The following is a 24,382-nucleotide window of genomic DNA, read 5'->3' as shown; positions in this document are numbered from 1 at the left end:
ATGTAGTTCCTCTCTTTCTATTTTTGTCTATAAAATCAGCAAATTCCGCTGCTTTTTATTTTTCCTCTAAACGTGCAAATGACCGCATGCCTTAGCATACGGCCCTTTGTTCATAATCCGTTTTGTTTTTCTTATTTGTGCTCGCAGCTCTGGTTTCCTACTGTACAGGAAGTTTTGCAAGCAGACTGGCATGATGTCTGGCACTCACCACATCCACCTTTTTTTACTGTGTTCTGTAATCTTTTTGTATTTAATGTTTTTACATGTTTCATGGTCAGAAAAACTCCTTTCTTTATTATACATGTCAAGAGTATAGCATATTTTCCGCTATAAAGGAAGTCTTTTTTTATCCGCATGCAAAGCAAAACATTTTTTCACAAAACAGATATAAAACCCTTACATTTTAAATGGGGAACTGAACATATTCAACTGATCATTCCTCCGATCATTCCGGCTCCCATGCACATGATCAATGTCATGCCAACATGCAGTCCATCACCGGAAATTCCCTGGTTCATCAACAGGGAACCGATCAGTAACACGACAAAATATGCTCCGCCGATCAGAATCCCCCACAAAAAACGTCTCGTTTTCATCCGCTTTCCGATAATAATGCCACCCAGCAGTCCCGACACTACATAGATTACCATAATGCCGATAGTGACAATATTCTCCGTCAGCTCCATTTTATAAAGAAGAAATGCCAGCAAAAACAGCGCTGCCCCCGTTAATATGTACATAACCAGCAATGTACTCAATACTTTCAGTACGATCTTGTTATTTCCTTCAGCTCGTTCCATTTTTCTTCCTCCCATTACTGTTTTCGATTTTTATTTCTCATGTTTTCTGTCACAATTTTTTTCTGTTATACATATATATTCGGACAATCCGACGGATAGAACCTCTTTTTTTCGCAACAATCCCTTGAAAATCCTATTTGTTTCCTGTAATATATAGAATAAAAATTGTAATCCCACAGCGCATTTTACACATAATCTGTGACACGCTGTGCTTACAGGCAACATATTTATTTTAGAGAGGTGAATTATTTTTGGACATAAGTTCCACAATACAATTAATCATACTGGTCATTCTGCTGGGTTTATCAGCGTTCTTTTCCTCATCGGAAACGGCACTGACTACCGTAAACCGCATCCGTATGCGGTCACTGGCAGAGGAAGGAAACAAGCGTGCCACCCGGGTACTGAAAATCACGGATGACTCCGCAAAGATGCTTAGTGCGATCCTGATCGGCAATAACGTGGTCAACCTGACCGCTTCTTCTCTGGCTACCACCCTTACCATTCATATTTTTGGCAGCACCGGTGCCGGAATTGCCACCGGAATCCTGACGGTACTGATCCTGATCTTCGGTGAGATTTCTCCGAAAACCATTGCAACTCTGCGGGCAGAAAAAATTTCCCTGCGTTTTTGTAACATCATCTGGATCCTGATGAAAGTCTTGACTCCGGTCATCTTTATCATCAATCATCTGGCAATGCTGGTACTTCGTCTGACGGGTGTCAAAGCTTCCGAAGGCAAGCAGGCCATGACAGAGAGTGAGCTGCGTACCATCGTGGATGTCAGCCATGAATCCGGTGTCATTGAATCCGAAGAGAAAGAAATGATCAACAACGTATTCGATTTTGGCGATGCATTGGCAAAAGAAGTCATGGTACCACGTATCGATATGACCTTTGCTCAGGTGGACAGCAGTTATGACGAAATTCTCGATATTTTCCGGGAAGACCGTTTTACCCGTCTGCCGGTGTACGAAGAGACCACCGATGATGTCATCGGTATCTTAAATATCAAAGACCTGCTTTTATGTGACCGGGAGCATTTCTCCGTGCGGGAGCTGATGCGCGAACCGTATTTTACTTACGAACACAAACACACGGCGGATCTTCTGGTGGAGATGCGAAACTCTTCCATTAATATTGCTATCGTACTTGATGAGTACGGCACAACCGCCGGTCTGCTGACATTAGAAGATCTGATTGAAGAAATCGTCGGAGAGATCCGTGACGAATACGACTATGACGAAGAAGACCCGATCCAGAAGATTTCGGATCATGAATATCTGGTGGAAGGTTCCATGAATCTGGAAGATTTCAGTGATGCACTGAACCTGCATCTGGAATCCGATGATTACGATTCCATCGGCGGCTATATGATCGGTCTGTTAGACCATCTGCCAAAGATTCGGGAATCTATTATGACACCGGATGGCATTTTCCTGCAGGTGCGCACAAAGAATAAGCATCGAATTGAGAAGATTTATGTACGTCTTCCGGAGATTTCTGCTAAAGCTGAAAATTTCGGTTCAAAAGACGGATATCAGTAATGAAATAAACCGATCTGCTGACATCACATTTATCATTTTATAACAGCAAAAAAGAGACTTCTCTATGGCTCATAACCACAGGGAAATCTCTTTTTTATTTTCATTATTTATTCACAGTGAGAAATCTTACAAACTCTCTGAAACAATTCTACTTCTTTTTTTTGATTACTCGATTACGTGAATCCATCCTTCCGGAGCTTCAATCTTGCCTTCCTGAATATCAACTAATGTCTCACGCATTTTAGCAAGAACCGGTCCCATCTCATCCATACCGCTTGCGAAGCAGATCTCACGACCATGATCTACGATCTTGCCAACTGGAGAGATAACTGCTGCTGTACCGCACAGACCACACTCAACGAAGTTCGGAACCTCATCCAGATATACTTCTCTCTGCTCTACTTCCAGTCCAAGGTAATGCTCAGCTACATACATCAGAGAACGACGTGTGATAGATGGCAGAATACTGTCAGACTTCGGTGTTACGATCTTGTTGTCTTTTGTAACGAATAAGAAGTTTGCGCCACCTGTCTCCTCAACTTTTGTACGTGTTGCAGCATCCAGATACATGTTCTCAGCATATCCTTCTTCATGAGCAGTTACAATTGCATGTAAGCTCATTGCATAGTTTAATCCGGCTTTGATATGACCTGTTCCGTGAGGAGCTGCACGGTCAAAATCTGTCACACGGATTGTTAACGGTTTTACGCCGCCTTTGAAGTACGGTCCAACCGGTGTTGTCAGTACACGGAACTGATATTCCTGTGCCGGTTTTACACCGATAACCGGGCTGCTTCCGAACATATACGGACGAATGTAAAGTGTTGCGCCTGTACCATATGGTGGAACATAAGCCATATTTGCTTTTACAGTCTTCTCTACAGCCTCGATGAATTTATCTTCCGGATAAACTGGCATTTCCAGTCTTCTTGCGGAATCAGCCATACGGGATGCATTTAAGTCCGGGCGGAAAATAACTACTTTTCCGTCTACGGTTGTGTATGCTTTTAATCCCTCAAAAACAGTCTGTGCATACTGTAATACACCTGCACACTCGTTTAATACGATAGTAGCGTCCTCGGTCAGAGTTCCCTCATCCCATGCGCCATCTTTATAATTTGCTACGAAACGTTTGTCTGTCTGACGATATCCAAAGTCCAGGTTTTCCCAATCGATATTCTTCTTTTCCACTGTGATATCCTTCTTTCTTATCTATTTTGCAATTTTCACTTTTTGTTCCTGCATTTACGTTTTTTCTCTCTATGTACTGTTATACAGCAAATCATAGAGCATTTCCAGTTCTTTTTCAAAAAATGCCTGCATTTTTTTCATGTGTTTCAGGCAAAAGATGAATTAATTTTCATTCAATAATTCATCCGATATCCCATTCTTCACATGAATTGTATTTTTTACTAATCATTGCGACTGCAAAAATGCATCTTCCAGCAGTTTTTTCACATCCAACCCGAGCTTCCTAAATTAATTATCTACAGGAAGTACTGATAGATTCGATAGCTACTGCACCACCCCGCACAATCTCCACACTCTGGAACCGCTGTTTTAAAAAGGCGATCAGTTCGTTATTTCTGCGCTCTGTCAGCTTGCACTCTAAAAGAACACTGTCCATTCCGATGTCTGCCGGCTCTACATGAAAGGTCTCTGCAATTCGGAATACTTCTGCCTTATCAGTGTTGCTTAATTTTTTCACCTTGGCAAACATAAGCTCTTTCATATGGATCGGTACATCGGTCAGATCCATAACTTTAATAACCTCAACCATACGGTTTAACTGTTTTTTAATCTGTTCAAAGGTAATGTCATCGCACACTGTGCTGATGGTGATTCTGGAAGTATCCTCCTCCTCTGTCGTACCTACGGTCAGACTTTTCAGGTTGTAGGATTTTCCTGCAAATAAACCGGAGATTTTTGCAAGAACACCAACCTGGTTTTCTACATATAATGCAATCCATCTGTCTTTCATTGCCATTCTCCTCCCTTATTTGCTTTTCAGAATCATGTTATTCATCGGATTTCCACCCGGAACCATCGGAAGTACGATTTCCTCTGTAGCGATCATAAATTCGATGACAGTCGGCGCATCGGTATTGTTCTTTGCTGCCTCCAGTGCCGGAATAATGTCCTCTTCCTTTGTGACACGGATGCCGTGTGCACCGTAACTCTCTGCCCATTTCATGAAATCCGGTACATATGGCGGACAACTTTCATTTGGTCCCTTGCAATGTTCCGGACATCCTTTGCGGCGGCGCAGACAGGTAGCAGAATAACGTTTTCCGTAGAATAGCTGCTGCATCTGACGAACCATACCAAGGTAATAGTTGTTCAGCAGGCAAACGGTGATCGGCGTCTGCTGTACAATAGCGGTTGCCATCTCCTGCATGTTCATCTGAAATCCACCGTCACCGGTGATACATACCACATCTCTGTCACGATGTCCCATCTTTGCTCCAAGTGCAGCCGGGAAACCAAATCCCATGGTTCCAAGTCCGCCGGAAGTGATGATCTTCTTATTTTTATTTACATCCAGATACTGGCTTGCCCACATCTGGTGCTGACCTACGTCAGTAACGTATGTAACTTCATCGTAAACCTGATTTAAACCTTCCATGATCATCTGCGGTGTCATGCCTTTATCACGGCGCATTTCCAGTGGATTCTCATGATCCCAGGCTGCGATCTGTTTTACCCATTCGTCAGTATCCTTCGGCTCTACCCATTCCAACATCTGCTGCAGGGCAACTTTTGCATCCGCTACGATCGGCACATCTACCACAACGTTTCGGGAAATCGCTGCTGCATCGATATCCACATGAATGATCTTGGCCTTTGGTGCAAACTCGTTCAGATCACCAGTGATACGGTCATTGAAACGGGTTCCAATGGAAAAGAGCACATCACATTTGCTGACTGCGATATTTGCCGCATAACGGCCATGCATTCCGCTGCTTCCAACGTAATACGGATGGTCGGACGGGATCGCGCCTTTTCCCATAACGGTTGTAACAACCGGAACATGTGTGATATTTACGATCTGCTCTAACAGTTCGTTAGCCCCTGAGATATTGACACCGCCTCCGGCAAGGATTAGCGGGCGGCGTGCCACTTTCAGTAATTTTGTCGCTTTTTTCAACTGTCCAAGGTGAACGCCCTCGTTAATTTTGTAACCACGGATGTCTACATGATCCGGGTATTCGGACGGACCTGTTGCAGTCTGAATATCTTTCGGAAGATCGATCAGAACCGGTCCCGGCTTTCCTGTTTTTGCAATGTGGAATGCCATTTTGATGGTTTTTCCCAAATCTTTGCGATCACGGACTGTCACACTGTATTTGGTGATACCGCGTGTCATACCGACGATATCAACCTCCTGAAATGCATCGTTACCAATCAGATTTAATGGTACCTGACCGGTAAATACAACCAGTGGAATACTGTCATAAAAAGCATCTGCAATGGCTGTCACGGTGTTTGTCGCACCAGGACCGCTTGTTACCAGGCATACGCCTGTTTTTCCGGTCTCACGGGCATAACCTTCTGCCTCATGAACCAGCGCCTGCTCATGACGTGGCAAAACCAGATCAATCTTGCCATTTCCCATCAGATATAATTCATCAAATAAATCAGTTACCGTTCCGCCCGGATAGGCAAACACGGTATCTACGCCTTCTTCAAGAAGAGCTTTTACAAATAATTTTTTTCCTGTTATATCCATTCAACTCTCTCCTTTTTCCTTCCTTTTTGTCCCTACATCACTTCGGATTTTTATATACATCTATTTCTTATGTAGAAGTGATCCCTTCATTTTATGGAACTTTGGGAAGTTATATCCACCCTAACGTGCGCAGCAGGAAAATCCATCCCGTCAGTGTCACGGAAGCCAGCAGTGTGGTCGCCACTACGATGCTCGCCGTCAACACACCATCGTTATGCATATTTTTTGCCATGATATAACAGCTCGGGGTTGCCGGTGCTGCCAGCATGACTACGAGTGCGACCATTTTTTCGCCCTGAAAACCAAGAGCAGCCGCAATCGGAATAAAAATTGCTGCCTGGGCGATCAGCTTGATAAAAGCAGCCCAGAGGGTAGGTTTGATCTTTGCCAGTGCCTTCTTTCCTTCAAAGCCCGCGCCAAGTCCGATCAATGCAAGTGGGGTTGCCATCTTTGCCACATTGTTTACGGTCGAATTTACCAGTTCCGGCAGTGGATTATGTAATAATGCCACGATCAGACCAAGGACTATGCCGATGATAATCGGGTTCTTCAGGATGTTGATACCAGCCTGTTTGATTCTGCCTGTATCGCGCTCATTCTCCGGATAATCTCCTTCAAATGTCAGTACAAGCACGGAATATATGTTGTACAACGGAACCGCACCGATGATCATTAGGGATCCCATTGTTGACTGCCCGTAAATATTCTGGATAAATGCCAGTCCCATAACCGCCGCGCTGCTGCGGAAGGAAGCCTGAGTAAAAGCACCTACCATAGATTTGTCTTTCATAAAAATTTTTGTCAGGCCATACACACTCCAGAAACAGATAGAAGTGGCAATGGCACAAAACAGCACATATTTCAGGTCAAATACTTCCTGAATATTGACGGATGACAGGTCACGGAACAGCAAAAACGGCAAAGTCACCTTGAAATTGAACTTATTTGCCACCGTGACAAAGTTTTCGTTCAGCATACCGATCCGACGTAAAAAGTAGCCAATTACCATGACAAGGAAAATCGGTATCGTCACATTGATACTAAATAAAAAGTTACTCATGCTTTATGCCTTCTTTTCATATTTATAGAAATAATATTCCAGATCAAAGTAGGTCTGCTCCTCGCTGTCCGCGGTAACCACCCACTCTTCTTTTTCATCCAGATTCGGGAACCAGGCATCTGCCTCGTAAGCAAAATCGATTTTTGTAATGTGCGCCACCTCGCACTCATCCAAAAGCTGTCTGTAAATACTCTCACCGCCGATGACGTAAATATCTTTGCTGTCGTATTTTTTCAGTTCTTCGTGCAGTTCGTCCATATCGTGCACGATCACAGCTCCGTCAACCTGATAACTGTGATCACTTGTCAGAACGATATTCACACGGTTTTTCAGCGGTTTCTTTCCCGGAAAACTCTCCAGTGTTTTACGTCCCATGACAACGATTTTTCCGGTGGTTGTCTCACGGAAAAACTTCATGTCATCCGGAATGCTCACCAGCAGCTTATTATTTCTGCCGATGGCCCAGTTTTTATCTACTGCTACAATTAAATTCATGTATCTCACATCTCTCTTTCTTCTTAATTAATATTTCATACAGTTCACACGCGCCATTCGCAAAACGCCTTTTCAGGCTTCTCCGTAGCTACGCTACTATTTTTGCTCATAATAAGGCGCTCCCTTCATCACTATGCATCCAGCCAATTCCTCATGCAAGCATGATCATTGTCTGAATACATGTGATGAGTGAACTGTTAAACCGCGATTGGTATATTTGTGATCTGCGGACCGGTCTGATAATTATCCAGACGCACATCATCTCTTGTAAACTTGTAAAAATCCTTCACTTCCGGATTCAGCCAGAAGGTCGGAGCCGGAAGCGGCTCACGGGAGATCAGCTCCTGTACCAGCGGAATATGTCTGTCATAAATATGCGCATCCGCAATGACATGCACCAGCTCACCCACCTGCATATTGCAAACCTGCGCCAGCATATGCATGAGTACCGCGTACTGACACACATTCCAGTTATTTGCTGCCAGAATATCCTGGGAACGCTGATTCAATATCGCATTCAGCACCAGTTTATCCTGCCCCGGTTTCTTTGTCACATTAAATGTCATGCTGTAGGCACAAGGATACAGATGCATTTCATGCAGATCCGCGTGCACATAAATATTGGTCATAATACGGCGACTGTAAGGATTGTTTTTCAGATCATAGATCACACGATCCACCTGATCCATCATACCTTCCTTATACTGATGCTTTACGCCCATCTGATAACCATATGCTTTTCCGATGGAACCGGTTTCATCTGCCCACTCATCCCACACATGGCTGTGAAGATCATTGATATTGTTGGATTTCTGCTGCCAGATCCAGAGCATCTCATCCGTACAGCTCTTGATGGCAGTTCTGCGCAGAGTCAGTGCTGGAAATTCTTTGGACAGATCATAGCGATTTACCACACCAAACTGTTTGATGGTGTAAGCACTGGTTCCATCCTCCCATTTCGGGCGCACCTTTTCTCCCTCTGTGCTGGTTCCGTTTTCAATAATATCTTTACACATATTGATAAAAATGTGATCTGCGTAACTCATCTGCGTCCTCCAATTATATTTTCTATTCTAATATTTCGTTCCATAAAAAATAAATAGATCTGACATTCCTTCGACATCATATATTTTATTTTTCTCGTATTCGTAATAGTATAGCAAAAAAAACACAATTCTTAAAGTAGTAACTTGAAAAATACTGCATACAACAAATGGAAAACGCCGCAGCTTCCGGCACGCAAAAAAGCGCGAGACGGTGCTATTGGTCTGGAAGACCAATGGTTAGCACCGACCGAAGAGGGCTTTATGTCCTCTGAGACCTCGAACTCCGCGGCGCCGCGGGTTCATGTTTTTAGACGAAAAAAAAGGTATCCAATCGGATACCTTTTTAGGAAGCGCGAGACGGGACTCGAACCCGCGGCCTCGACCTTGGCAAGGTCGCGCTCCACCAACTGAGCCACTCGCGCATATCTTATTGTCTTTAGCTGTTCGCCTCAAGACAAGTGATATGATACCGCGGTCAGTCCCAAAAGTCAAGCACTTTTTTCAATTTTTTTACATTATTTTTTATTCCATCTGAAATTTTGTACCAGAAGATAACATTTACTTTTTCAGATTCGAAAAAAACTGGTTCTTTTTTGCCAGATTCTAATGCTACCAGGTTCTCAGATAATAGAGCGCGTAGCGTCCTTTTCCCAATCAAATCCCCCTGCTTTCATCCAAAAAGCCTTTCTCCTATCTTTTCTCCCCATTTTTTCCGAAGGAACACATATTTTTCTTCTTTTTGCATATGATGTACAAAGTATGATATGAGGGGGAAACTGTTGCATGCGTTCAAAGACAAAAATTATAGTGCTTCACATGAAAGAAGTCATTTATACAACCATTTTTATTATTCTCGGAATTGTACTCATTTTTTTACTGATCTACATGTTTGGTCCGGGCAGGCATCAGAAAAACGATAGCGACCAGCCGAAATACAAAGCCGGTGTATACACATCTTCAATCGCCTTTGAAGGGCAGACGTTGGATGTGCAGGTCGTAGTGGATGAAGATCACATTAACTCTGTGTCTTTTGTAAATCTGAATGATACCGTTGCCACCATGTATCCGCTGATGCAGTCCTCCATGGACAATATCAGTGAGCAGATCTGCAAAACGCAGTCCACCGACAACATTTCTTATTCGGAAGAAAATCAATATACCGCAACGATGCTCCTGAATGCAGTCGAAGATGCGCTGGACAAAGCGATTGTTTCTGATGAATAACATGACACAACACTCATTTTTATTCGATTTTTGCAAAAAACAAACCCCATCGACGGGCATCTGCTGCTCACGATGGGGTAATATTTTTCAAAACTTTTTGGATTACTCTGATGCACTGTCTGTTGTGGTCAATCCGCTCAGATAATCACTCAGTGCTGCTGTGGAAAGTTCTGTTTTTGTCATCGGTTTCTTCTCCTGATAATAAGAATATCCGGAAAATCCGATCCAGCATACAACTGCTGCCGCAATCACTACACCAAGGGATCTTGCAAGTACACGATTGCGTTTTTCTTTTTTCATTGTCTGTTTTCTGTTTTTCTTTTCTTCTTTATATCTATCAACTTTTGCCTGACTCATATTCTGATAAGCTCCTTCTTGCTTTCTTTTCCCCAAAAGTATAGCATACCTGTTCGGGTTCGTCAATGAACGATACCGCCACTTCACTACAGTTCCCGGCATTTGTCTCTTGCATCCATTACTTTTTCCCGATATGATGGAAGCATAACAATCACGGATGGGCTTGCGATGATTCTGAAAAAAAGTATCTGCTTACACTTACCAGATCCTCGCACCAAATCTCATGTGCGTTCGACATTTTAATCATTTGAGAAGTACAGATTGTAGAGGGGGAAAATCCAATATGAAACACGATATCACTTACCCATCCTCGGATGGAAAAACACAGATTCACGCGATTATCTGGGAACCGGAAGGTACACCAAAAGCGGTCTTGCAGATTTGTCACGGCATGGTTGATTACGCAGACCGATACGACGATTTTGCACAACATGCTGCCGCTCAGGGTTACTATGTGGTCGCCAACGATCACCTTGGGCATGGCGCATCCGTTGTTACCGACGACCAGCACGGTTATTTCGGACACCCAAACGGCAATGAATGTGTTATTGCTGATATTCATACCCTGCGGACTATGACGCAGAAAAAATATCCGGATCTGCCTTATTTTTTCCTTGGACACAGCATGGGGTCCTTTCTGACTCGTCAGTATATCCAAATGCATGCGGATGGACTGGCAGGTGCCGTGATCATGGGAACCGGTTCCCAACCAGGCATTGTGTTACATATCGGAAAGCTGCTCTGCCGACTGATCGCGCTGTTTCGCGGATGGGAATACCGAAGTTCCTTTGTAGATAATATGGCATTTGGCGGTTACAATAAACAATTTGAACCTGCGCGTACACCAAGTGACTGGCTCACCAAGGATGAAGCCATTATTGATGCCTGTGTCAACAATCCGTGGTCTACTTTCCGCTTCACGGTAAACGGTTATTACCAGATGTTTCGTGGGATACAATATATTCAGAATCCGGCTCATATTCAGCAGATTCCAAAAAATCTGCCACTGTTTTTCGTTGCCGGTGCAGATGATCCTGTTGGAAATAATGGAAAAAGCGTGACGCAGGTCTGCCAGCAGTATAAAGATGCCGGCATTCAGGATGTGCAGATCAAACTTTATCCGGGAGATCGGCATGAGATTTTGAATGAAACCGATCGTGATGTGGTCTATGCAGATATCCTTACGTGGCTGAATGGGCACCTTGCACGTAGGTAAAAATTCTGCGGCGGGAAAAATTTAGGTATTGAATGGGGAACCATGGGATTTTGTCTTGTCAGCTAACAATCGCTTTCCAAGAAAAAATCCCCTGATTCCCCAATTTACGTTACGGAATATATAAAACTTCCACTTCCTTAAACGTAATTTTTTGAATCTCAATATCGCAAATTGGAAACTCCGGCTATTTTTCTTAGCGAGCGATTACTAGCCGATAAGACAAAATAGCCGGAGTTTCCTTCACAATCTTAAATTTTTACCACCAAAGAAACTTTTAAGATAACCGTTCCATTACCCAGTCAAGGTCAGAAGTCGTTTTCATTTTTTCCAATACTTCATCGTCTTCCAATACTTCACAGATCTTTGCCAGCAGATCCAGATGTTCATCCCCGATTCCGGCAATTCCAAACACAAGCTGTGCCTTTTCATCACCAAAATCAACACCTTCCGGATACTGTAAGAATACGATACCAGTTTTCTTTACGGTGCCTTTTGCCTGACTGGTTCCGTGCGGGATTGCAACACCCATTCCCATATAGGTTGTGATCAGTTTTTCACGTTCCTGCATAGCATCTACATAAGTTTCATCCACGTAGCCAAGCTGATGTAATAACTCACCTGCTGCTTGAATAACTTCTTCTTTTGAAACCGGTGCCTGATTCAGACGAATTCCTTCTTTGATCAGAACCTGTTTTTTCTCAGAAGCAGCCTGTGATGTCTCAGCAGATACGTCTGAAATTTTTTCTTCTATTTCTGCATTTTCAACAACAGGTGTCGTTTTCTCTGCCTGTTTTTCATTTATAACATTTGTATCAGCTATCGGTGTAGAAGCTGCTGTATCAGCGGTTTTGCTGGTCAGCTGTTCATACAGTTCATCCAATGCCGGATCCGCAAGGAAGTTTCCAATGGTCACAAGCTGTGCCTGCGGTGCAGATTTTCTTGCACGGTCTGCCAGTGTTGTCTGAACAACCGCGATATCGCAGTCTGCCGGAATATTATCGACAGAAGTGTTACTTACATGAATCTGCGGACAAACCGCTTTCAGACGGTTACGGAATTTTGTTGCTCCCATAGCAGAGGAACCCATTCCTGCATCACATGCGAAAATGATTTTCTTTACTTCAGATGCATCTTTGATTGCAACCGGAGCAGCAACCTCACCTTTTGCTTCTGCTTTCATCGCTGCCATCTCTGCCTGTGCATCTTCCAGACTGGTCTTGCCACCTGCCATTTTTACGATCGGTGATGCGATGGCAAAGGAAATACCTGTTGCGATAGCCACACCAACTAATACTTTCCAGATATCCGGTCCCGGAGCCATCATCAGATATGCAATGATGGAGCCCGGGGAAGCCGGTCCTACCAGACCGCAGCCTGTCAGGTTAAACCAGAAAATTGCTACCATATTTCCGACGATCGGTGCGATGATCACAAGCGGATTCATTAAAATATACGGGAAGTAAATCTCATGAATACCACCTAATACGTGAATGATCACAGCGCCCGGTGCGGACTGTTTTGTCTTTTTATCTTTACAGAAGAACATGTATGCAAGCAGAACACCAAGTCCAGGACCTGGGTTTGGCTCAAGCATATACATAATGGTTTTTCCGACCTCTGCTGCCTGTGCAGTAGCCAGCGGTGTGAAAATACCATGATTAATTGCATTGTTTAAGAATAATACTTTTGCCGGCTCAATGAAAATTGCAACCAGCGGAAGCAGGCTGTGGCTTACCAGAATATTTACTCCTGCTGCCAGAACAGCTAAAATACCACTCATCACCGGGCCGACAACCACATACCCCAGAATTGCCAGCAGCATACCAATGATACCTGCGGAAAAGTTGTTGATCAGCATCTCAAATCCTGCCGGCATATGGCCGTCCATCAGCTGATCAAATTTTTTGATACAAAATCCTGCCAACGGTCCCATAACCATAGCAGCCATCAGCATTGTGATAGATGTATCACTCATAATCGCACCGATAACTGCGATAGCACCTACGACACGACCTCTGTCGCCGCCTACCATTTTTCCACCGGTAGATGCGATCAGGATTGGGATCAGATATGTCAGCATCGGTGATACCATACTGTTTAATTTTTCATTTGGAATCCAGCCTGTATCGATGAACAGCGCTGCCAGAAAACCAAATGCGATCAATGCTCCAATATTCGGCATAACCATTCCCGACAGGAACTTACCGAATTTCTGTACTTTGTTTTTCACAATAATACCTCCCACTTTTGTAGTCCCCATACTACGAACACAATGGGAAATATTGCAAAACCAGCATCCGAAAAACTTTCTTTTTATGTACTATTTTTAATATACGACAATGTGATGTTTTTCACATTCCAAAAGAAAATCTTCCGGCAATTTTCCGTCGGATATAATGACGTCCACATCCGACAGACCACAGATTGTATAAGTACTTTTGACATCTGTTTTGGAAGAATCCATCAAAACGATCACCTGCTCCGCCTGCGCGATCGCTGTGCGTTTTAACATTGCTTCCTCACTGTTTCCACAGGTAAAACCTGCTTTCATTGAATACCCTGTTACCCCTAAAAATGTCTGATGAAAGTTTACCTGTTCCAGTTCCCGAATCGCGGAGATACCGTACATACTGATGCTGTAGCGGTTCAACTGTCCGCCGGTCAGCATGATGACAGGCTTTGTGAGATTGGCAAGTTCCGTTGCACAGGAAAGTCCTGTGGTATAGATCAGATTGGACTGATCCGGAAAAATCCGGGCAAGTTCTGTCGTTGTACTTCCGGAATCCAGAAAAATAGCGGTATCCGGCAGGATCAGCTGTTTTGCCTTTTTTGCAATCTCCTGTTTTGCCTGTATGTTGCGCACCGAACGTCTGGTGAGATAGTCGTCTGTACCGATCACCAGCTGTACAGATTTTGCGCCACCATGAATCCTTACGATCTCTTTTGCCGCATCTAAGGCTTTGAGATCCGTACGGAGTGTCATTTCCGATACATTCGGGAACTGTTCCTTAATCTGTGAAAAACTTACGGTTCCGTGTTTGTTTACCAGTTCTGCAATCGCATTTCTGCGCATTTCCATTGCGTCCATAGTCTCTCCTCTCCGCCAGAGACTCTCAATTCCTGACGGATCGGAGAATTCTGGCAGTACTTATTCTGTAATAAAGTTTGCAAGTAAATATTCTTCTGCTTCCGGACACCATAATCCCTGATGTGCATCCACAATGTCAGCCAGAGCGATGTAACGGTCATCGTTTCTCTCTTCTGCTGCTTTTCTCAGTTCATCTAATGCTGTCAGCGGCATGCTTAAATGTGTATAAATTAATTTCTTTCCACCCGGAATCTTCGGAAGATTCAGAGTTGTCTCAGCTGCAGCATCCAGTCCACCGATATGTGTTACCATAACAGCCGGATTGATGCGTTTTGCAGCGGTCAGCTCCAGAGATTCGATCATGTCTGCAGTATTTCCACCGGTAGTTCCCATTACATGTGTAGAATTGTAATGTACATCGTAGAAATTCATCTCTGCGCTGAATTTTTTGTCTGTCGGACCTGCGAAGAAGTTCAGGCAGCCATCTCTTCCAAGGATTGCGCTGGACTGAGTTACAACAGATGATACCGGTGCATAACATAATACATCGTCATATCCTGTGCCGCCGGAGATTTTGATCAGCTCAGCAACCGGATCCTCAAAGTTTCCTGTATTTACAAAATGAAGATCGATTCCTTCCTTTTTATAATCAGCAACCGGGAATAATTCCTCTGCACGATCCAGACGCTCCTGATTAATGTCTGTAACAACAACCATGGATGGACGTACATCGCGGTGTAATGCATAGGTTAAAGCACCAAGTCCCATCGGGCCTGCACCTGCCATGATCGCAAGTTTACCATTCTCTTTGATACCCATCTCGTGTGTGTATACACCCATCTGTGTATGGTAAGCTGCATGGAAAGCTCCGATACTGCAGGACATCGGCTCAGCCAGAGAAGCTTCATAATAAGCACGGCCTTTGTACTCAAGCAGGCATCCAAGCTCCATAACCTCTGCTGGAATTACGCAATAAGTAGTATCTCCGCCAAAAAACTCATAAGAATATCCTGGGCTCCACATGGTTCCTTTGTAGTTTAATGCCGGCTGAAGTGTAAATTTCATACCCGGTTTAAACTGATCCTGATGATTTTTACCAACTTTTACGATGTCACCTGCGAACTCATGTCCCATGATTGCCGGATGCTCTGCAACATCCTCATGTACTCTCTTATGCTCTGTTCCAAGGATCGCACATTTGTAAGTTGACATACAAATACTGTCAGAAACTACTTTTACAAGGATTTCGTCATCTGTGATTTCCGGAAGTTCGAACTCTTCCAGTCTCAGGTCATTTGCTGCGTGTAATCTTACTCCTTTTGCTTTCATAATAAAAGCTCCTTTCTACATGTTATTCCCGTTTTTTCGCTTTTGCAACAACAAAAATATTTTCTTTTTCATTATTGCCTTTTATTGTTGTTTTAAAAGCTCATTTATTTTATTTCAACAGCTGTTGTCATTATAATATGCCTATACAGTGGAAATGTCAATTGTTGTTTTGACGTAAAAATACACAAAATTTTGCTTTAAATTTTTACTTCAAAAATTATAACTTTTGAATTGACAGAATACTTTTGTTGTGCTATATTGTTGGAACAACAGTAAAGACCTTTTTACTTTGTAACGTTTCAATCTTCATTATGAAAAGCGCCAACTTTTCATAGAAAAAGAGCAGCCGCACAACGCAGCTGCTCTTCTTTTTTCTCATATCCGAATATTCGGTATATGATTTTCTCTCTGATCTGAGTAGTTTTAGCAGGTCTTATTTGTCAGACATCTGCTCCTCCTGTCTCATGATCATTTTTTTCACCATTTCACCACCGATGGATCCTGCCTGACGGGATGTCAGATCTCCGTTGTAACCCTCTTTTAAAGGTACTCCAAGTTCGGATGCCACTTCCTGTTTGAAACGGTTCATTGCTTCTTTTGCCTCCGGAACTGACACTTTGTTTGAGCTCTTAGAATTACTCATGTTGTTACACCTCCGTAATGTTTTTCTCTATAGTAAAGACAGGGCGCTTCCCGGTAATTTTGTTGAATGGGAAAGGTTGTTTTTCTTTTCAACTCAACAGAAGTATCCTTGTGAAGCTTTCTGTCTTGTTCCTAGTATGAGCGGAGATGTGGTTTTTATGTCTGGGAAATTCTTCTTGTTTTTGGTGCCTTCACTAACTCAATTTTTTAATCACAAACTACTACGCCAGATACTGGCGCAGTGCCATCACATATTCCTGTCCCAGTTTGCTCAAAATCAGATTTTTTCTGGTGACATATCCGATCTCCATCTGATTTTCATCCTGTATATCACCCGTCTGATCTAAACTCCGAAACGGTACTGCCCGATAATCACTGCCATTTAATTCCTCACAGATCAAACCGGAACACAACGTATAGCCGTTTAGACCGACCATCAGATTCAGCATCGTTGCCCGGTCGTTGGCATGAATGATCTGACTGTATTCATTGGTCGGGAACAATTCTTCTGCCAGATAGAAAGAACTGTCATCTCCCTGTTCAAAGGACAGACACGGATAATGTTCCAGTTGTTCCAGCGTCAGATATGGTTCCTTCGCCAGCGGATGATCCTTCCACAAATACACATATGCTTTGCAGGTGATCAGCGGATGAAATTCCAGATTTGCAGATTTGAATAATTTTTCCATGGATTTTCGATTGAATTCGCTCAAATACAGGATTCCAATCTCACTTTTCATCGTGCTTACTTCCTGGATGACTTCCGCTGTCTTGGTCTCACGAATGGCTAATTCATATTTTGACATATCCAGTTTTTTTGCCACATCCACAAACGCTTTTACCGAAAAGGAATAATGCTGCGTAGATACCGCAAATTTCTTTTTATAAGAACCACCATCCCCATAACGCTGCATCAGCTGCTCATACTCCCGGTAAATCTCACGGGCATAGGTCAAAAACTCCACACCATCGTTTGTCAATGTCACACCGCGCCCGGTACGGAAAAAGATGGTAATTCCTACTTCTTTTTCCAGTTCCTTTAATGCATTGGTCAGAGACGGCTGCGATACATACAACTGTTCTGCTGCCTTATTTAGTGATTTCGTTTCCGCTATGGTCAATATATATTTTAACTGTACAAATGTCATGTCCATTCCTTCTTTCAGTAACTATGAATGCCTTAATGAAAAATAAGATAAAATTTCTTAACTGGTAGTTTAGCATTTTTATATCATACTGTAAAGATAGGAATTATATCAAATAATAGATTGTTCTATTTACTGCATACTCAATTTCACATTTAAAATTCTTCTTACAGAACAATCAATCTGTTCCTGTGTCAATGTACCATTCTCCAGCGCATCCAAAACGCCCTGATAGGCTTCCTGAAAATTTTCCGGCATCAACAGCATATCTGCACCTGCCTGTAATGCTTTGACCGCAGCATCGGCAGAAGAATAATTTTGTACGATAGCTCCCATATTCAAGGCATCTGTAATGACAATTCCATCGTAATTCCATTCATTTCGTAAAATATCCGTGATCATAACTGGCGATAATGAACTCGGTGTATTATCACCAATTACATTCGGTGCTGAAATATGCGCCACCATGACAAAAGGTACTCCATTCGCGCATGCCTCCTGAAACGGCACCAGTTCTTCCTGTTGTAATTCCTCCCTGGTCTTATCCGTGTACGCATAACCCTCATGAGTATCGCCGATGGTGCATCCATGTCCCGGAAAATGTTTTACACAGGATAATATTCCCGTTTCTTCAAATCCTTTCATTTCTGCCAACACCATATTGGTCACCAGTTCACTGTCAGAACCAAAAGAACGCTTGGCAACAATCTGATTTTCGGAATTGGTAAGTACATCTGCTACTGGGGCAAAATCCACATTAAATCCAAGATCCGAAAGATATGTCCCTATCGTAACCCCGACTTCATATGCTTTGTCAGTATCTCCGCTTTTCCCGATCAGATTCATCGAACCGACATTTTCTATGGAAAATCCATCATTTCCTGCAATTCTGGCTACCGTTCCGCCTTCCTCATCCACCGTCAGAAAAATTGGCAAATCCGCGATTTCTTTATACATTGTCTTGGTATTTTCCAATAATTTTTTTGTCTGATCTTCTGATACCAGATTGGCTTTCATATATACCATGCCGCCAACCGGATACTTTTCCAGTGCCTTTCGGGTCGCATTTCCAGCAGCCGTGACTGTCTGTACATCGGTAATGGCTTCCGGCGTAATGACAAATAGCTGTGCTACTTTTTCTTCGGTTGTCATATCTGCCAGATATTGTTCCACTTTTTCACGTTTCAACTCATCCGCTGATTTTTTGGGAACTTCTGATTTTTCAAGAACTTCCTGTTTTGTACTTACTTCCGAAATGTCCTGACTGGAATCTGTCGACAAACTCCCGTTATTCTGTTTTTCTGTGCTGCCGCATCCGACAACAAAAAATGCAGTGAGCACGGCAATTGCCGCGCCCACACTCATTCTTTTTATCCACTTTAATTTCATGGATCTAACCTCTTTATTCATACTCACAAATATAAGCAATTTTTCCACTCAAATAACTTTCTGTTTCAAGCGGGTTGTTTGCAACATCGTTCAGTACCCAGCGGTTTGCTGATTTCATATACAAAATTGCCATAACATCTTCTGTTACATCGCCATCCTGAAAACTCGGCTCATTTTCAAGCCACAGATCATTGCCCCAGAATGCACTGCTGTTCAGTGGTTCTCCATACAATTCACCATTTTCATTCTTCCAATAATAAGAGCTTCCACCATCGTTTCTGGTTCCTGATACATAAAAATAGCATGCCTCTGTGTTGGATGCCTGAATCTGTGCAATAATAGCATTCCACTCTTCTCTGGAATTGATTCGTGCCAGATATCCTCCACGCTTTATACAGTCATTATATGCTTCATCCCAGGTCATATCAGCGGTGATCACCTCATAGGTATGAATCCCCTCTTCAGATGACTGTTTGTCTGTCTCCTCTGAATCTGCTGAATCACTGTCCTGATCAGAATTCTGATTCTTATTCAAATTAGAATTTTTGTCTTTATCATCATTATCCTGATGATCTTTACTGTCGATGTTTTCATCATCCTTAGTATCCGACTTGGTAGCATGGTCGCTGCTTACAGTATAATTATTCTTTGACAGGAACGGTAACGTGTAACCCAAATGTTGCGCTACAAGTATAACTACAATCGCTGCCACAATTACGGCTATGACCACCACCAGCACCATCTTCACATTTCTTTTTTTATGATTCGGATATGATGAATCATACTGCATATTCTCCTGTTGCTCTTTGATTGGCTGCATCGGCTCTGCTTCAGGTTTCCTTGACACCTCAACCGGTTTCGGCTGCACACCAGCCTTCCTATTCTGCGCATTTTTGTTAACGGATTCTATTGAAAATCCACAGTTGAAACAAAACTTTGCACCATCATCCAATTGCTTACCACACTTTGGACAAAACATTTTCTTTTCTCCTTTCTTCTCTCTACCTTTTTTCTATTGTAAGCTTCGATTTTCTTTTGCTTCCACTAACCAATCCTCATGCCAGCCAACGGCAATTCCCGTTTCGGTAGAGTCACACTGTATTGCTATTTGAATACAATCTTTTCTTAATTTTCTTTCGTATTGTCCCAATGTATCAAACTGCAGCCTGCAATTTGAAAAATATCGGTCTCTATATTCCCAATCATAGCCGATCTTTTGACCATTGCTATGAATAAAATATCCATCATTTCCATACGTTTCTTCATCATTCGGTTTCATTATGACATCATTGCAAACCTTACAATTATTAAACAATTCTGCAAAAGTATACATTGATTCATCGTGTTTATTATACATTGATGGTCTGTACATCACATTCTCCTTTTCTGCAATTTGCTCCCTTATTTATCTTTTCTTTCCATTAAACAAACACTCTCTGTATGAACAGTGTGGCAGAACTGATCCACAGCCCGGGCACGCTTTAATTCATATCCATTTTCACACAGTATCTTCAGATCCCGTGCCAGTGTCGCAGAATCGCAGCTCACATAAACCACCCGATCCGGTGCCATTTTTACAATCGTCTCCAGCAGTTTTTCGTCGCATCCCTTTCTCGGCGGATCTACCACAATCACATCTGCATGCGCCTTCCGTCCTGCTGCCGCCTCTTTCTCATAAAACTCTGGCAGTACTTCCTCAGATTTTCCAACGAAAAATTCTGCATTTTCGATACCATTTTTCACCGCATTCCGTTTCGCATTTTCAATCGCCTGCGGAATGATCTCCACACCATACACCTGTTTTGCCTTCTGCGCCAAAAACAGTGAGATCGTTCCAATGCCGCAATACAGATCCCAGACATTTTCCTCCCCGTGCAGATCTGCATACTCCAATGCCAAACCATAAAGTTTCTCCGTCTGCACCGGATTCACCTGATAAAAAGATACCGGTGAGATTTCATAAGAAATTTCTCCAATCTGATCTGTGATATATTCCTGTCCCCAGAGCACGACCGTCTTGCGTCCAAGAATCACATTGGTACGCTCGGTATTACAATTGATAGAAATACTTGTCATTCCATCAATCTTGCGCAGCGCTTCCACAAGCTTTTCGCTGTGTGGCAGACTTTTTCCATTGATGATCAGACAGACCATCTTCTCCTGACTGGTAAATCCACAGCGAATCAACACATGACGCACCAGTCCTTTTCCGGTTTTCTCATCATATGCGGAAACATGATATTTTTCCATAAAATCAATGACAAGATCCAGAATCTCCCGGTTTACAGGAAGTCCCAATGCACAGTCACGATTCGGAATGATCGTATGTGTGCGTCCCGCATAAAATCCGGTCACGATATGGCCATCTTTGTCTGTTCCCACCGGGAACTGCGCCTTGTTCCGATAATGATATGGCTCTTCCATACCAACAATCGGTTCCATCGGGATTTCCGAAAATCCACCGATACGTTCCAGATTATTACGTACTTTACGCTCTTTAAACTCTAACTGTTTTTCATAGGACAAAGCCTGAATCTGACAGCCGCCGCACTGTCTGTAATACGGACATTTCGGTTCCACACGATCCGGCGACGCCTCCAGGAGCTCCATAAGACGGGCATAGCCATAAGTCTTTTTCAGTTTCATGACCTTCGCCCGCACCACATCGCCAATAACGGCATCTTTTACAAAAAATGTCATACCGTCTGCTTTTCCGATACCAGCTCCGTCCACGCCCATATCCTCTATTTTCAAAATCAATTCATCGTTTTTCTGCATAGTTATCCTTTCCAAAAGTAACATCATTTTCAAATGTCAACAAGCAGCCATATCATGGCATCATTCCATGCCGCAATCTTTTCCAGCATCGTTGTATTTTTCAGAAATCTGCAAATTACATATCATCCTATCTTCTTAGAAATCAAGTGCTCCGGACACAACAGCATCGGGAGCACTTATTTTTACTCATCTGATATATTACTTGCTTGTTCTTCTGATATTAGAATCAAGGAAACGATTGAATCCCTGCCACTCCAGACTGTTTTCCGGAATGTTAGACAATGCTTCCCGCATAGTTTCCAGTTTTGCATCGGAGTTGTCCGCAAAACTCAGTGCAATCGCCTCTGCCAGCGCCGGTTTTTTCGGGGAACCATATTCCAGTTCGCCATGATGTGCCAGAATACAGTGAATCAGCTCAGAAGCTGTCCGTTTCGGAAATCCTTCAATCTGATCAATATGTTTCTGCACTTCCATGGCTCCGATCATAATATGTCCCAGTAACTGACCATCATCCGTGTAATCATTTGCCGGGAACGTAGAAAGCTCTGTAAGTTTTCCGATATCATGGAACATCGCAGCAGTCAGCAGCAGATCACGGTTCAGCATCGGATACAATTTGCTGAAAAAGTCACAGATCTGTGTCACATGTAACGTATGTTCTACCAGTCCGCCCACGAATCCGTGATGTACACTTTTTGCAGCGGAATGAAACTGGAAACGTTTTGCAAAGTCTGCATCTGCAAAGAAAGACTCTGCAAGCTGTTTCAGATATGGATGCTTCATCTGTGCGATATAAGCTAACAGTTTCTGATACATTTCTTCTATATTATATTCACTGACCGGAAGATAATCGGATGGATTCACATCGGTCTCTGACATTTTTTTCACACGTTTGACATTCAGCTGTAACGCGCCCTGAAAGCTGGTCACATCTCCGACCACATAGATATAATCCAGTTTGTCAAACTCCTCAATTCCGCTGGAACCAACATCCCAGATTTTTGCATCCAGGGTGCCCGTTTTATCCTGAAGAATCAGAGAATCATATGGTTTTCCTGCTTTTGTTGTCGCAGTCTGTTTATGTTTACACAGATATACCTCTCCGATTCGTTCTCCCTCACGCAGTTCTTCAATATATTTCATAATTCACTCATCCCCTGTCGGGTCCTTTCTATTTCATACTGTCTTTTTCTTACGGTATTATTTTTGCTGTCATGTTCTGACTGGTCTTGTTTTTGCCCTTATATTCTTATGTTCTTGCCACTTCAGCTATTTTGCCGCATCAAACGTTACTTCCACCGTCATTTCCTGATACTTCTTATCCGCGCCCATACGCTGAAGTGTGACTTTCTCCTGCTGCCCCTCTTTTTCCTGTAACAAACAGGTGCGATACTGTTCCGCGGAAGTCAGTTCTGTATTGCCAATCTGTGTGATCACATCGCCATTTTGAAGTCCCGCCTGCATCGCCGGCGAATCCTGTGCGACATTTTTCACATATACCCCTTTCGGGATCTTGTTCTCTTTGGCGATAGTACTTGACACTGTACTCACTTCCAGACCAAGATACGCCGGAGTATCCCCATTTGACATTTTTTCCAGCATAGAACGGATCTCTGTAATACCAATCGCTGTAACGGTACTTTGTGCTGCCTCCGTACCAAAACTCTGCAAGATCAGTCCCACGACCTCACCGTTTAAGTTGATCAGCGCACCACTTCCGCCTGAACCGGCATTAATATCTGTGGAAATCACTTTATAATTTGCATCCGTAGCTGTCACTTCATGACTGCTGGAAGTCACGTTTCCCGTCAGAACTGAAAAAGGCTCTCCAAGCGGACTTCCGATTGCGATCACAATGGTTCCCTGTGTCAGTGCCGAAGAACTTCCCAGAGTCGCTGCTGCCACCCGGTTTTGCGTATCCTCTGACACCTGACTTTTCTGTACACTTAAAACAGCAATTCCGGTCGTTCCATCGTACGCGATCAGTTCTGCTTCCGCAGTACTGTCATCATAAAAGCTGACCTCAATCTGGTTTGCTTCTGCAATCAACTTTCGCTCCGTAGCGATCAGATAACGACCGTTCGTATCGGCAAGAATAATGCCGGAACCCTGATTTTCCATCACATGCTCCGTGTCAAACCAATCCGTCGTCTGTCCGATGCCTTTGACGGACACCACGGATTTGTTCGCTTCCCGTCCCACCGCATACAGTTTATTTTGCAAAATCTGATAATCATTCAGATCCATCTGCTGCGTTTCTGTAATATATACCGGTTCATCAGCAGTATCCGCTTCTTTTGTCTCATCACTGGACAATACTACCTGCTCATTTTCGGACTGAAACAGCCGCTCGATTGCCGGTTTTACAGCACAAAACACCAGTGCAGCAACCACACCGAACACAGCTGCCAGAAGAATCGTCCATCCCAGACTCATTCTCCGTTTCTTTCGATCCGGCGGAATTTTCTTGATATGCTCTTTTACAAAATGATATTCTTCCTGCTTTTTCTTATCCATGGTCAAACACCTTTCTGAA

At 43.2% G+C, this 24,382-nt stretch carries 23 protein-coding genes and 1 tRNA gene; 3 read left to right on the top strand and 21 right to left on the bottom strand.

From position 1 onward, the window contains the following. Positions 1 to 131 precede the first annotated feature (131 nt). Positions 132 to 272 carry a six-cysteine ranthipeptide SCIFF gene (gene scfA, locus LG34_RS10785; RefSeq protein WP_021737595.1) on the bottom strand — a complete coding sequence of 47 codons (141 nt, stop codon included), beginning with the start codon at positions 270 to 272 and terminating at the stop codon, positions 132 to 134. A 153-nt stretch (positions 273 to 425) separates the two neighbouring features. Continuing rightward, the gene (locus LG34_RS10780) at positions 426 to 800 is read right to left on the bottom strand and encodes a TIGR04086 family membrane protein (RefSeq protein WP_242979882.1); all 375 of its coding nucleotides are present in this window, start codon (positions 798 to 800) and stop codon (positions 426 to 428) included. A gap of 251 nt (positions 801 to 1,051) precedes the next feature. On the opposite strand from LG34_RS10780, the gene LG34_RS10775 reads away from it, so the two are divergent. After that, complete coding sequence (locus LG34_RS10775) at positions 1,052 to 2,347, top strand: HlyC/CorC family transporter (protein WP_109216043.1); 1,296 nt, start codon at positions 1,052 to 1,054, stop codon at positions 2,345 to 2,347. A 165-nt stretch (positions 2,348 to 2,512) separates the two neighbouring features. Here LG34_RS10775 and LG34_RS10770 read toward each other — a convergent pair whose 3' ends face one another. The 7 genes from LG34_RS10770 to LG34_RS10740 form a co-directional block, all read right to left on the bottom strand. Then, the gene (locus LG34_RS10770) at positions 2,513 to 3,538 is read right to left on the bottom strand and encodes a branched-chain amino acid aminotransferase (protein ID WP_109216042.1); all 1,026 of its coding nucleotides are present in this window, start codon (positions 3,536 to 3,538) and stop codon (positions 2,513 to 2,515) included. Between the two features lie 292 nt (positions 3,539 to 3,830). Beyond that, a complete protein-coding gene (ilvN, locus tag LG34_RS10765; protein ID WP_109216041.1) occupies positions 3,831 to 4,328 on the bottom strand; it encodes an acetolactate synthase small subunit in 498 nt (165 codons plus the stop codon). A gap of 15 nt (positions 4,329 to 4,343) precedes the next feature. Next, the gene (ilvB, locus tag LG34_RS10760) at positions 4,344 to 6,077 is read right to left on the bottom strand and encodes a biosynthetic-type acetolactate synthase large subunit (RefSeq protein WP_109216040.1); all 1,734 of its coding nucleotides are present in this window, start codon (positions 6,075 to 6,077) and stop codon (positions 4,344 to 4,346) included. Between the two features lie 109 nt (positions 6,078 to 6,186). Further along, positions 6,187 to 7,137, bottom strand: a complete 951-nt coding sequence (locus LG34_RS10755; RefSeq protein WP_109216039.1) for an AEC family transporter — start codon at positions 7,135 to 7,137, stop codon at positions 6,187 to 6,189. Between the two features lie 3 nt (positions 7,138 to 7,140). Continuing rightward, complete coding sequence (locus LG34_RS10750) at positions 7,141 to 7,632, bottom strand: dihydrofolate reductase (RefSeq protein WP_109216038.1); 492 nt, start codon at positions 7,630 to 7,632, stop codon at positions 7,141 to 7,143. A 197-nt stretch (positions 7,633 to 7,829) separates the two neighbouring features. Then, positions 7,830 to 8,678 carry a thymidylate synthase gene (gene thyA / locus LG34_RS10745; protein ID WP_109216037.1) on the bottom strand — a complete coding sequence of 283 codons (849 nt, stop codon included), beginning with the start codon at positions 8,676 to 8,678 and terminating at the stop codon, positions 7,830 to 7,832. Positions 8,679 to 9,027: 349 nt separating this feature from the next. Then, positions 9,028 to 9,100: transfer RNA gene (locus tag LG34_RS10740), tRNA-Gly, on the bottom strand. A 361-nt stretch (positions 9,101 to 9,461) separates the two neighbouring features. On the opposite strand from LG34_RS10740, the gene LG34_RS10730 reads away from it, so the two are divergent. Continuing rightward, complete coding sequence (locus LG34_RS10730; RefSeq protein ID WP_109216035.1) at positions 9,462 to 9,902, top strand: FMN-binding protein; 441 nt, start codon at positions 9,462 to 9,464, stop codon at positions 9,900 to 9,902. Positions 9,903 to 10,004: 102 nt separating this feature from the next. On the opposite strand, the gene LG34_RS10725 is transcribed toward LG34_RS10730, so the two are convergent. Further along, positions 10,005 to 10,259, bottom strand: coding sequence for a hypothetical protein (locus LG34_RS10725; RefSeq protein ID WP_109216034.1), 255 nt, complete (start codon positions 10,257 to 10,259; stop codon positions 10,005 to 10,007). A gap of 283 nt (positions 10,260 to 10,542) precedes the next feature. On the opposite strand from LG34_RS10725, the gene LG34_RS10720 reads away from it, so the two are divergent. Continuing rightward, complete coding sequence (locus LG34_RS10720; RefSeq protein WP_109216033.1) at positions 10,543 to 11,475, top strand: alpha/beta fold hydrolase; 933 nt, start codon at positions 10,543 to 10,545, stop codon at positions 11,473 to 11,475. Between the two features lie 274 nt (positions 11,476 to 11,749). On the opposite strand, the gene LG34_RS10715 is transcribed toward LG34_RS10720, so the two are convergent. From LG34_RS10715 to LG34_RS10665, 11 genes are all read right to left on the bottom strand, one after another. After that, positions 11,750 to 13,705 carry a PTS mannitol transporter subunit IICBA gene (locus LG34_RS10715; RefSeq protein ID WP_109216032.1) on the bottom strand — a complete coding sequence of 652 codons (1,956 nt, stop codon included), beginning with the start codon at positions 13,703 to 13,705 and terminating at the stop codon, positions 11,750 to 11,752. A 96-nt stretch (positions 13,706 to 13,801) separates the two neighbouring features. Further along, positions 13,802 to 14,563, bottom strand: coding sequence for a DeoR/GlpR family DNA-binding transcription regulator (locus LG34_RS10710; protein ID WP_109216031.1), 762 nt, complete (start codon positions 14,561 to 14,563; stop codon positions 13,802 to 13,804). Positions 14,564 to 14,623: 60 nt separating this feature from the next. Beyond that, complete coding sequence (locus LG34_RS10705; RefSeq protein WP_109216030.1) at positions 14,624 to 15,892, bottom strand: zinc-binding dehydrogenase; 1,269 nt, start codon at positions 15,890 to 15,892, stop codon at positions 14,624 to 14,626. 433 nt (positions 15,893 to 16,325) lie between these two features. Beyond that, positions 16,326 to 16,535, bottom strand: coding sequence for an alpha/beta-type small acid-soluble spore protein (locus LG34_RS10700; RefSeq protein ID WP_109216029.1), 210 nt, complete (start codon positions 16,533 to 16,535; stop codon positions 16,326 to 16,328). 220 nt (positions 16,536 to 16,755) lie between these two features. Beyond that, positions 16,756 to 17,682 (bottom strand): LysR family transcriptional regulator, encoded by a 927-nt coding sequence (locus LG34_RS10695; protein ID WP_109216028.1) that lies wholly within the window; start codon positions 17,680 to 17,682, stop codon positions 16,756 to 16,758. Between the two features lie 129 nt (positions 17,683 to 17,811). After that, a complete protein-coding gene (locus LG34_RS10690) occupies positions 17,812 to 19,068 on the bottom strand; it encodes a glycoside hydrolase family 3 protein (RefSeq protein ID WP_242979880.1) in 1,257 nt (418 codons plus the stop codon). Between the two features lie 13 nt (positions 19,069 to 19,081). Next, the gene (locus LG34_RS10685) at positions 19,082 to 20,047 is read right to left on the bottom strand and encodes a zinc-ribbon domain-containing protein (protein ID WP_109216073.1); all 966 of its coding nucleotides are present in this window, start codon (positions 20,045 to 20,047) and stop codon (positions 19,082 to 19,084) included. 33 nt (positions 20,048 to 20,080) lie between these two features. Beyond that, complete coding sequence (locus LG34_RS10680; protein WP_109216027.1) at positions 20,081 to 20,440, bottom strand: hypothetical protein; 360 nt, start codon at positions 20,438 to 20,440, stop codon at positions 20,081 to 20,083. 29 nt (positions 20,441 to 20,469) lie between these two features. Next, entirely contained in the window at positions 20,470 to 21,846 is a 1,377-nt protein-coding gene (rlmD, locus tag LG34_RS10675; RefSeq protein WP_109216026.1) for a 23S rRNA (uracil(1939)-C(5))-methyltransferase RlmD, read from the bottom strand. Between the two features lie 198 nt (positions 21,847 to 22,044). Further along, positions 22,045 to 22,989, bottom strand: a complete 945-nt coding sequence (locus tag LG34_RS10670) for a 3'-5' exoribonuclease YhaM family protein (protein WP_109216025.1) — start codon at positions 22,987 to 22,989, stop codon at positions 22,045 to 22,047. Between the two features lie 126 nt (positions 22,990 to 23,115). Next, positions 23,116 to 24,363 (bottom strand): S1C family serine protease, encoded by a 1,248-nt coding sequence (locus tag LG34_RS10665; RefSeq protein ID WP_109216024.1) that lies wholly within the window; start codon positions 24,361 to 24,363, stop codon positions 23,116 to 23,118. Positions 24,364 to 24,382 lie beyond the last annotated feature (19 nt).

Source organism: Eubacterium ramulus (assembly GCF_003122485.1).
Taxonomy (GTDB): Bacteria; Bacillota; Clostridia; order Lachnospirales; family Lachnospiraceae; genus Eubacterium_I; species Eubacterium_I ramulus_A.
Note: the sequence above shows the minus strand (reverse complement) of the source record. Positions and strands in the feature narration are given on the sequence as shown.

What these genes read in the sequence shown, in the direction of transcription:
- LG34_RS10685 (WP_109216073.1), bottom strand. Translation starts at nt 20,047, where the DNA reads ATGTTTTGTCCAAAGTGTGGTAAGCAATTGGATGATGGTGCAAAGTTT.
- LG34_RS10695 (WP_109216028.1), bottom strand. Translation starts at nt 17,682, where the DNA reads ATGACATTTGTACAGTTAAAATATATATTGACCATAGCGGAAACGAAA.
- LG34_RS10690 (WP_242979880.1), bottom strand. Translation starts at nt 19,068, where the DNA reads ATGAAATTAAAGTGGATAAAAAGAATGAGTGTGGGCGCGGCAATTGCC.
- LG34_RS10750 (WP_109216038.1), bottom strand. Translation starts at nt 7,632, where the DNA reads ATGAATTTAATTGTAGCAGTAGATAAAAACTGGGCCATCGGCAGAAAT.
- LG34_RS10700 (WP_109216029.1), bottom strand. Translation starts at nt 16,535, where the DNA reads ATGAGTAATTCTAAGAGCTCAAACAAAGTGTCAGTTCCGGAGGCAAAA.
- rlmD (WP_109216026.1), bottom strand. Translation starts at nt 21,846, where the DNA reads ATGCAGAAAAACGATGAATTGATTTTGAAAATAGAGGATATGGGCGTG.
- LG34_RS10730 (WP_109216035.1), top strand. Translation starts at nt 9,462, where the DNA reads ATGCGTTCAAAGACAAAAATTATAGTGCTTCACATGAAAGAAGTCATT.
- scfA (WP_021737595.1), bottom strand. Translation starts at nt 272, where the DNA reads ATGAAACATGTAAAAACATTAAATACAAAAAGATTACAGAACACAGTA.
- ilvN (WP_109216041.1), bottom strand. Translation starts at nt 4,328, where the DNA reads ATGAAAGACAGATGGATTGCATTATATGTAGAAAACCAGGTTGGTGTT.
- ilvB (WP_109216040.1), bottom strand. Translation starts at nt 6,077, where the DNA reads ATGGATATAACAGGAAAAAAATTATTTGTAAAAGCTCTTCTTGAAGAA.
- LG34_RS10720 (WP_109216033.1), top strand. Translation starts at nt 10,543, where the DNA reads ATGAAACACGATATCACTTACCCATCCTCGGATGGAAAAACACAGATT.
- LG34_RS10705 (WP_109216030.1), bottom strand. Translation starts at nt 15,892, where the DNA reads ATGAAAGCAAAAGGAGTAAGATTACACGCAGCAAATGACCTGAGACTG.
- LG34_RS10725 (WP_109216034.1), bottom strand. Translation starts at nt 10,259, where the DNA reads ATGAGTCAGGCAAAAGTTGATAGATATAAAGAAGAAAAGAAAAACAGA.
- LG34_RS10670 (WP_109216025.1), bottom strand. Translation starts at nt 22,989, where the DNA reads ATGAAATATATTGAAGAACTGCGTGAGGGAGAACGAATCGGAGAGGTA.
- LG34_RS10680 (WP_109216027.1), bottom strand. Translation starts at nt 20,440, where the DNA reads ATGTACAGACCATCAATGTATAATAAACACGATGAATCAATGTATACT.
- LG34_RS10665 (WP_109216024.1), bottom strand. Translation starts at nt 24,363, where the DNA reads ATGGATAAGAAAAAGCAGGAAGAATATCATTTTGTAAAAGAGCATATC.
- LG34_RS10710 (WP_109216031.1), bottom strand. Translation starts at nt 14,563, where the DNA reads ATGGACGCAATGGAAATGCGCAGAAATGCGATTGCAGAACTGGTAAAC.
- LG34_RS10755 (WP_109216039.1), bottom strand. Translation starts at nt 7,137, where the DNA reads ATGAGTAACTTTTTATTTAGTATCAATGTGACGATACCGATTTTCCTT.
- thyA (WP_109216037.1), bottom strand. Translation starts at nt 8,678, where the DNA reads ATGAGTTACGCAGATCACATTTTTATCAATATGTGTAAAGATATTATT.
- LG34_RS10780 (WP_242979882.1), bottom strand. Translation starts at nt 800, where the DNA reads ATGGAACGAGCTGAAGGAAATAACAAGATCGTACTGAAAGTATTGAGT.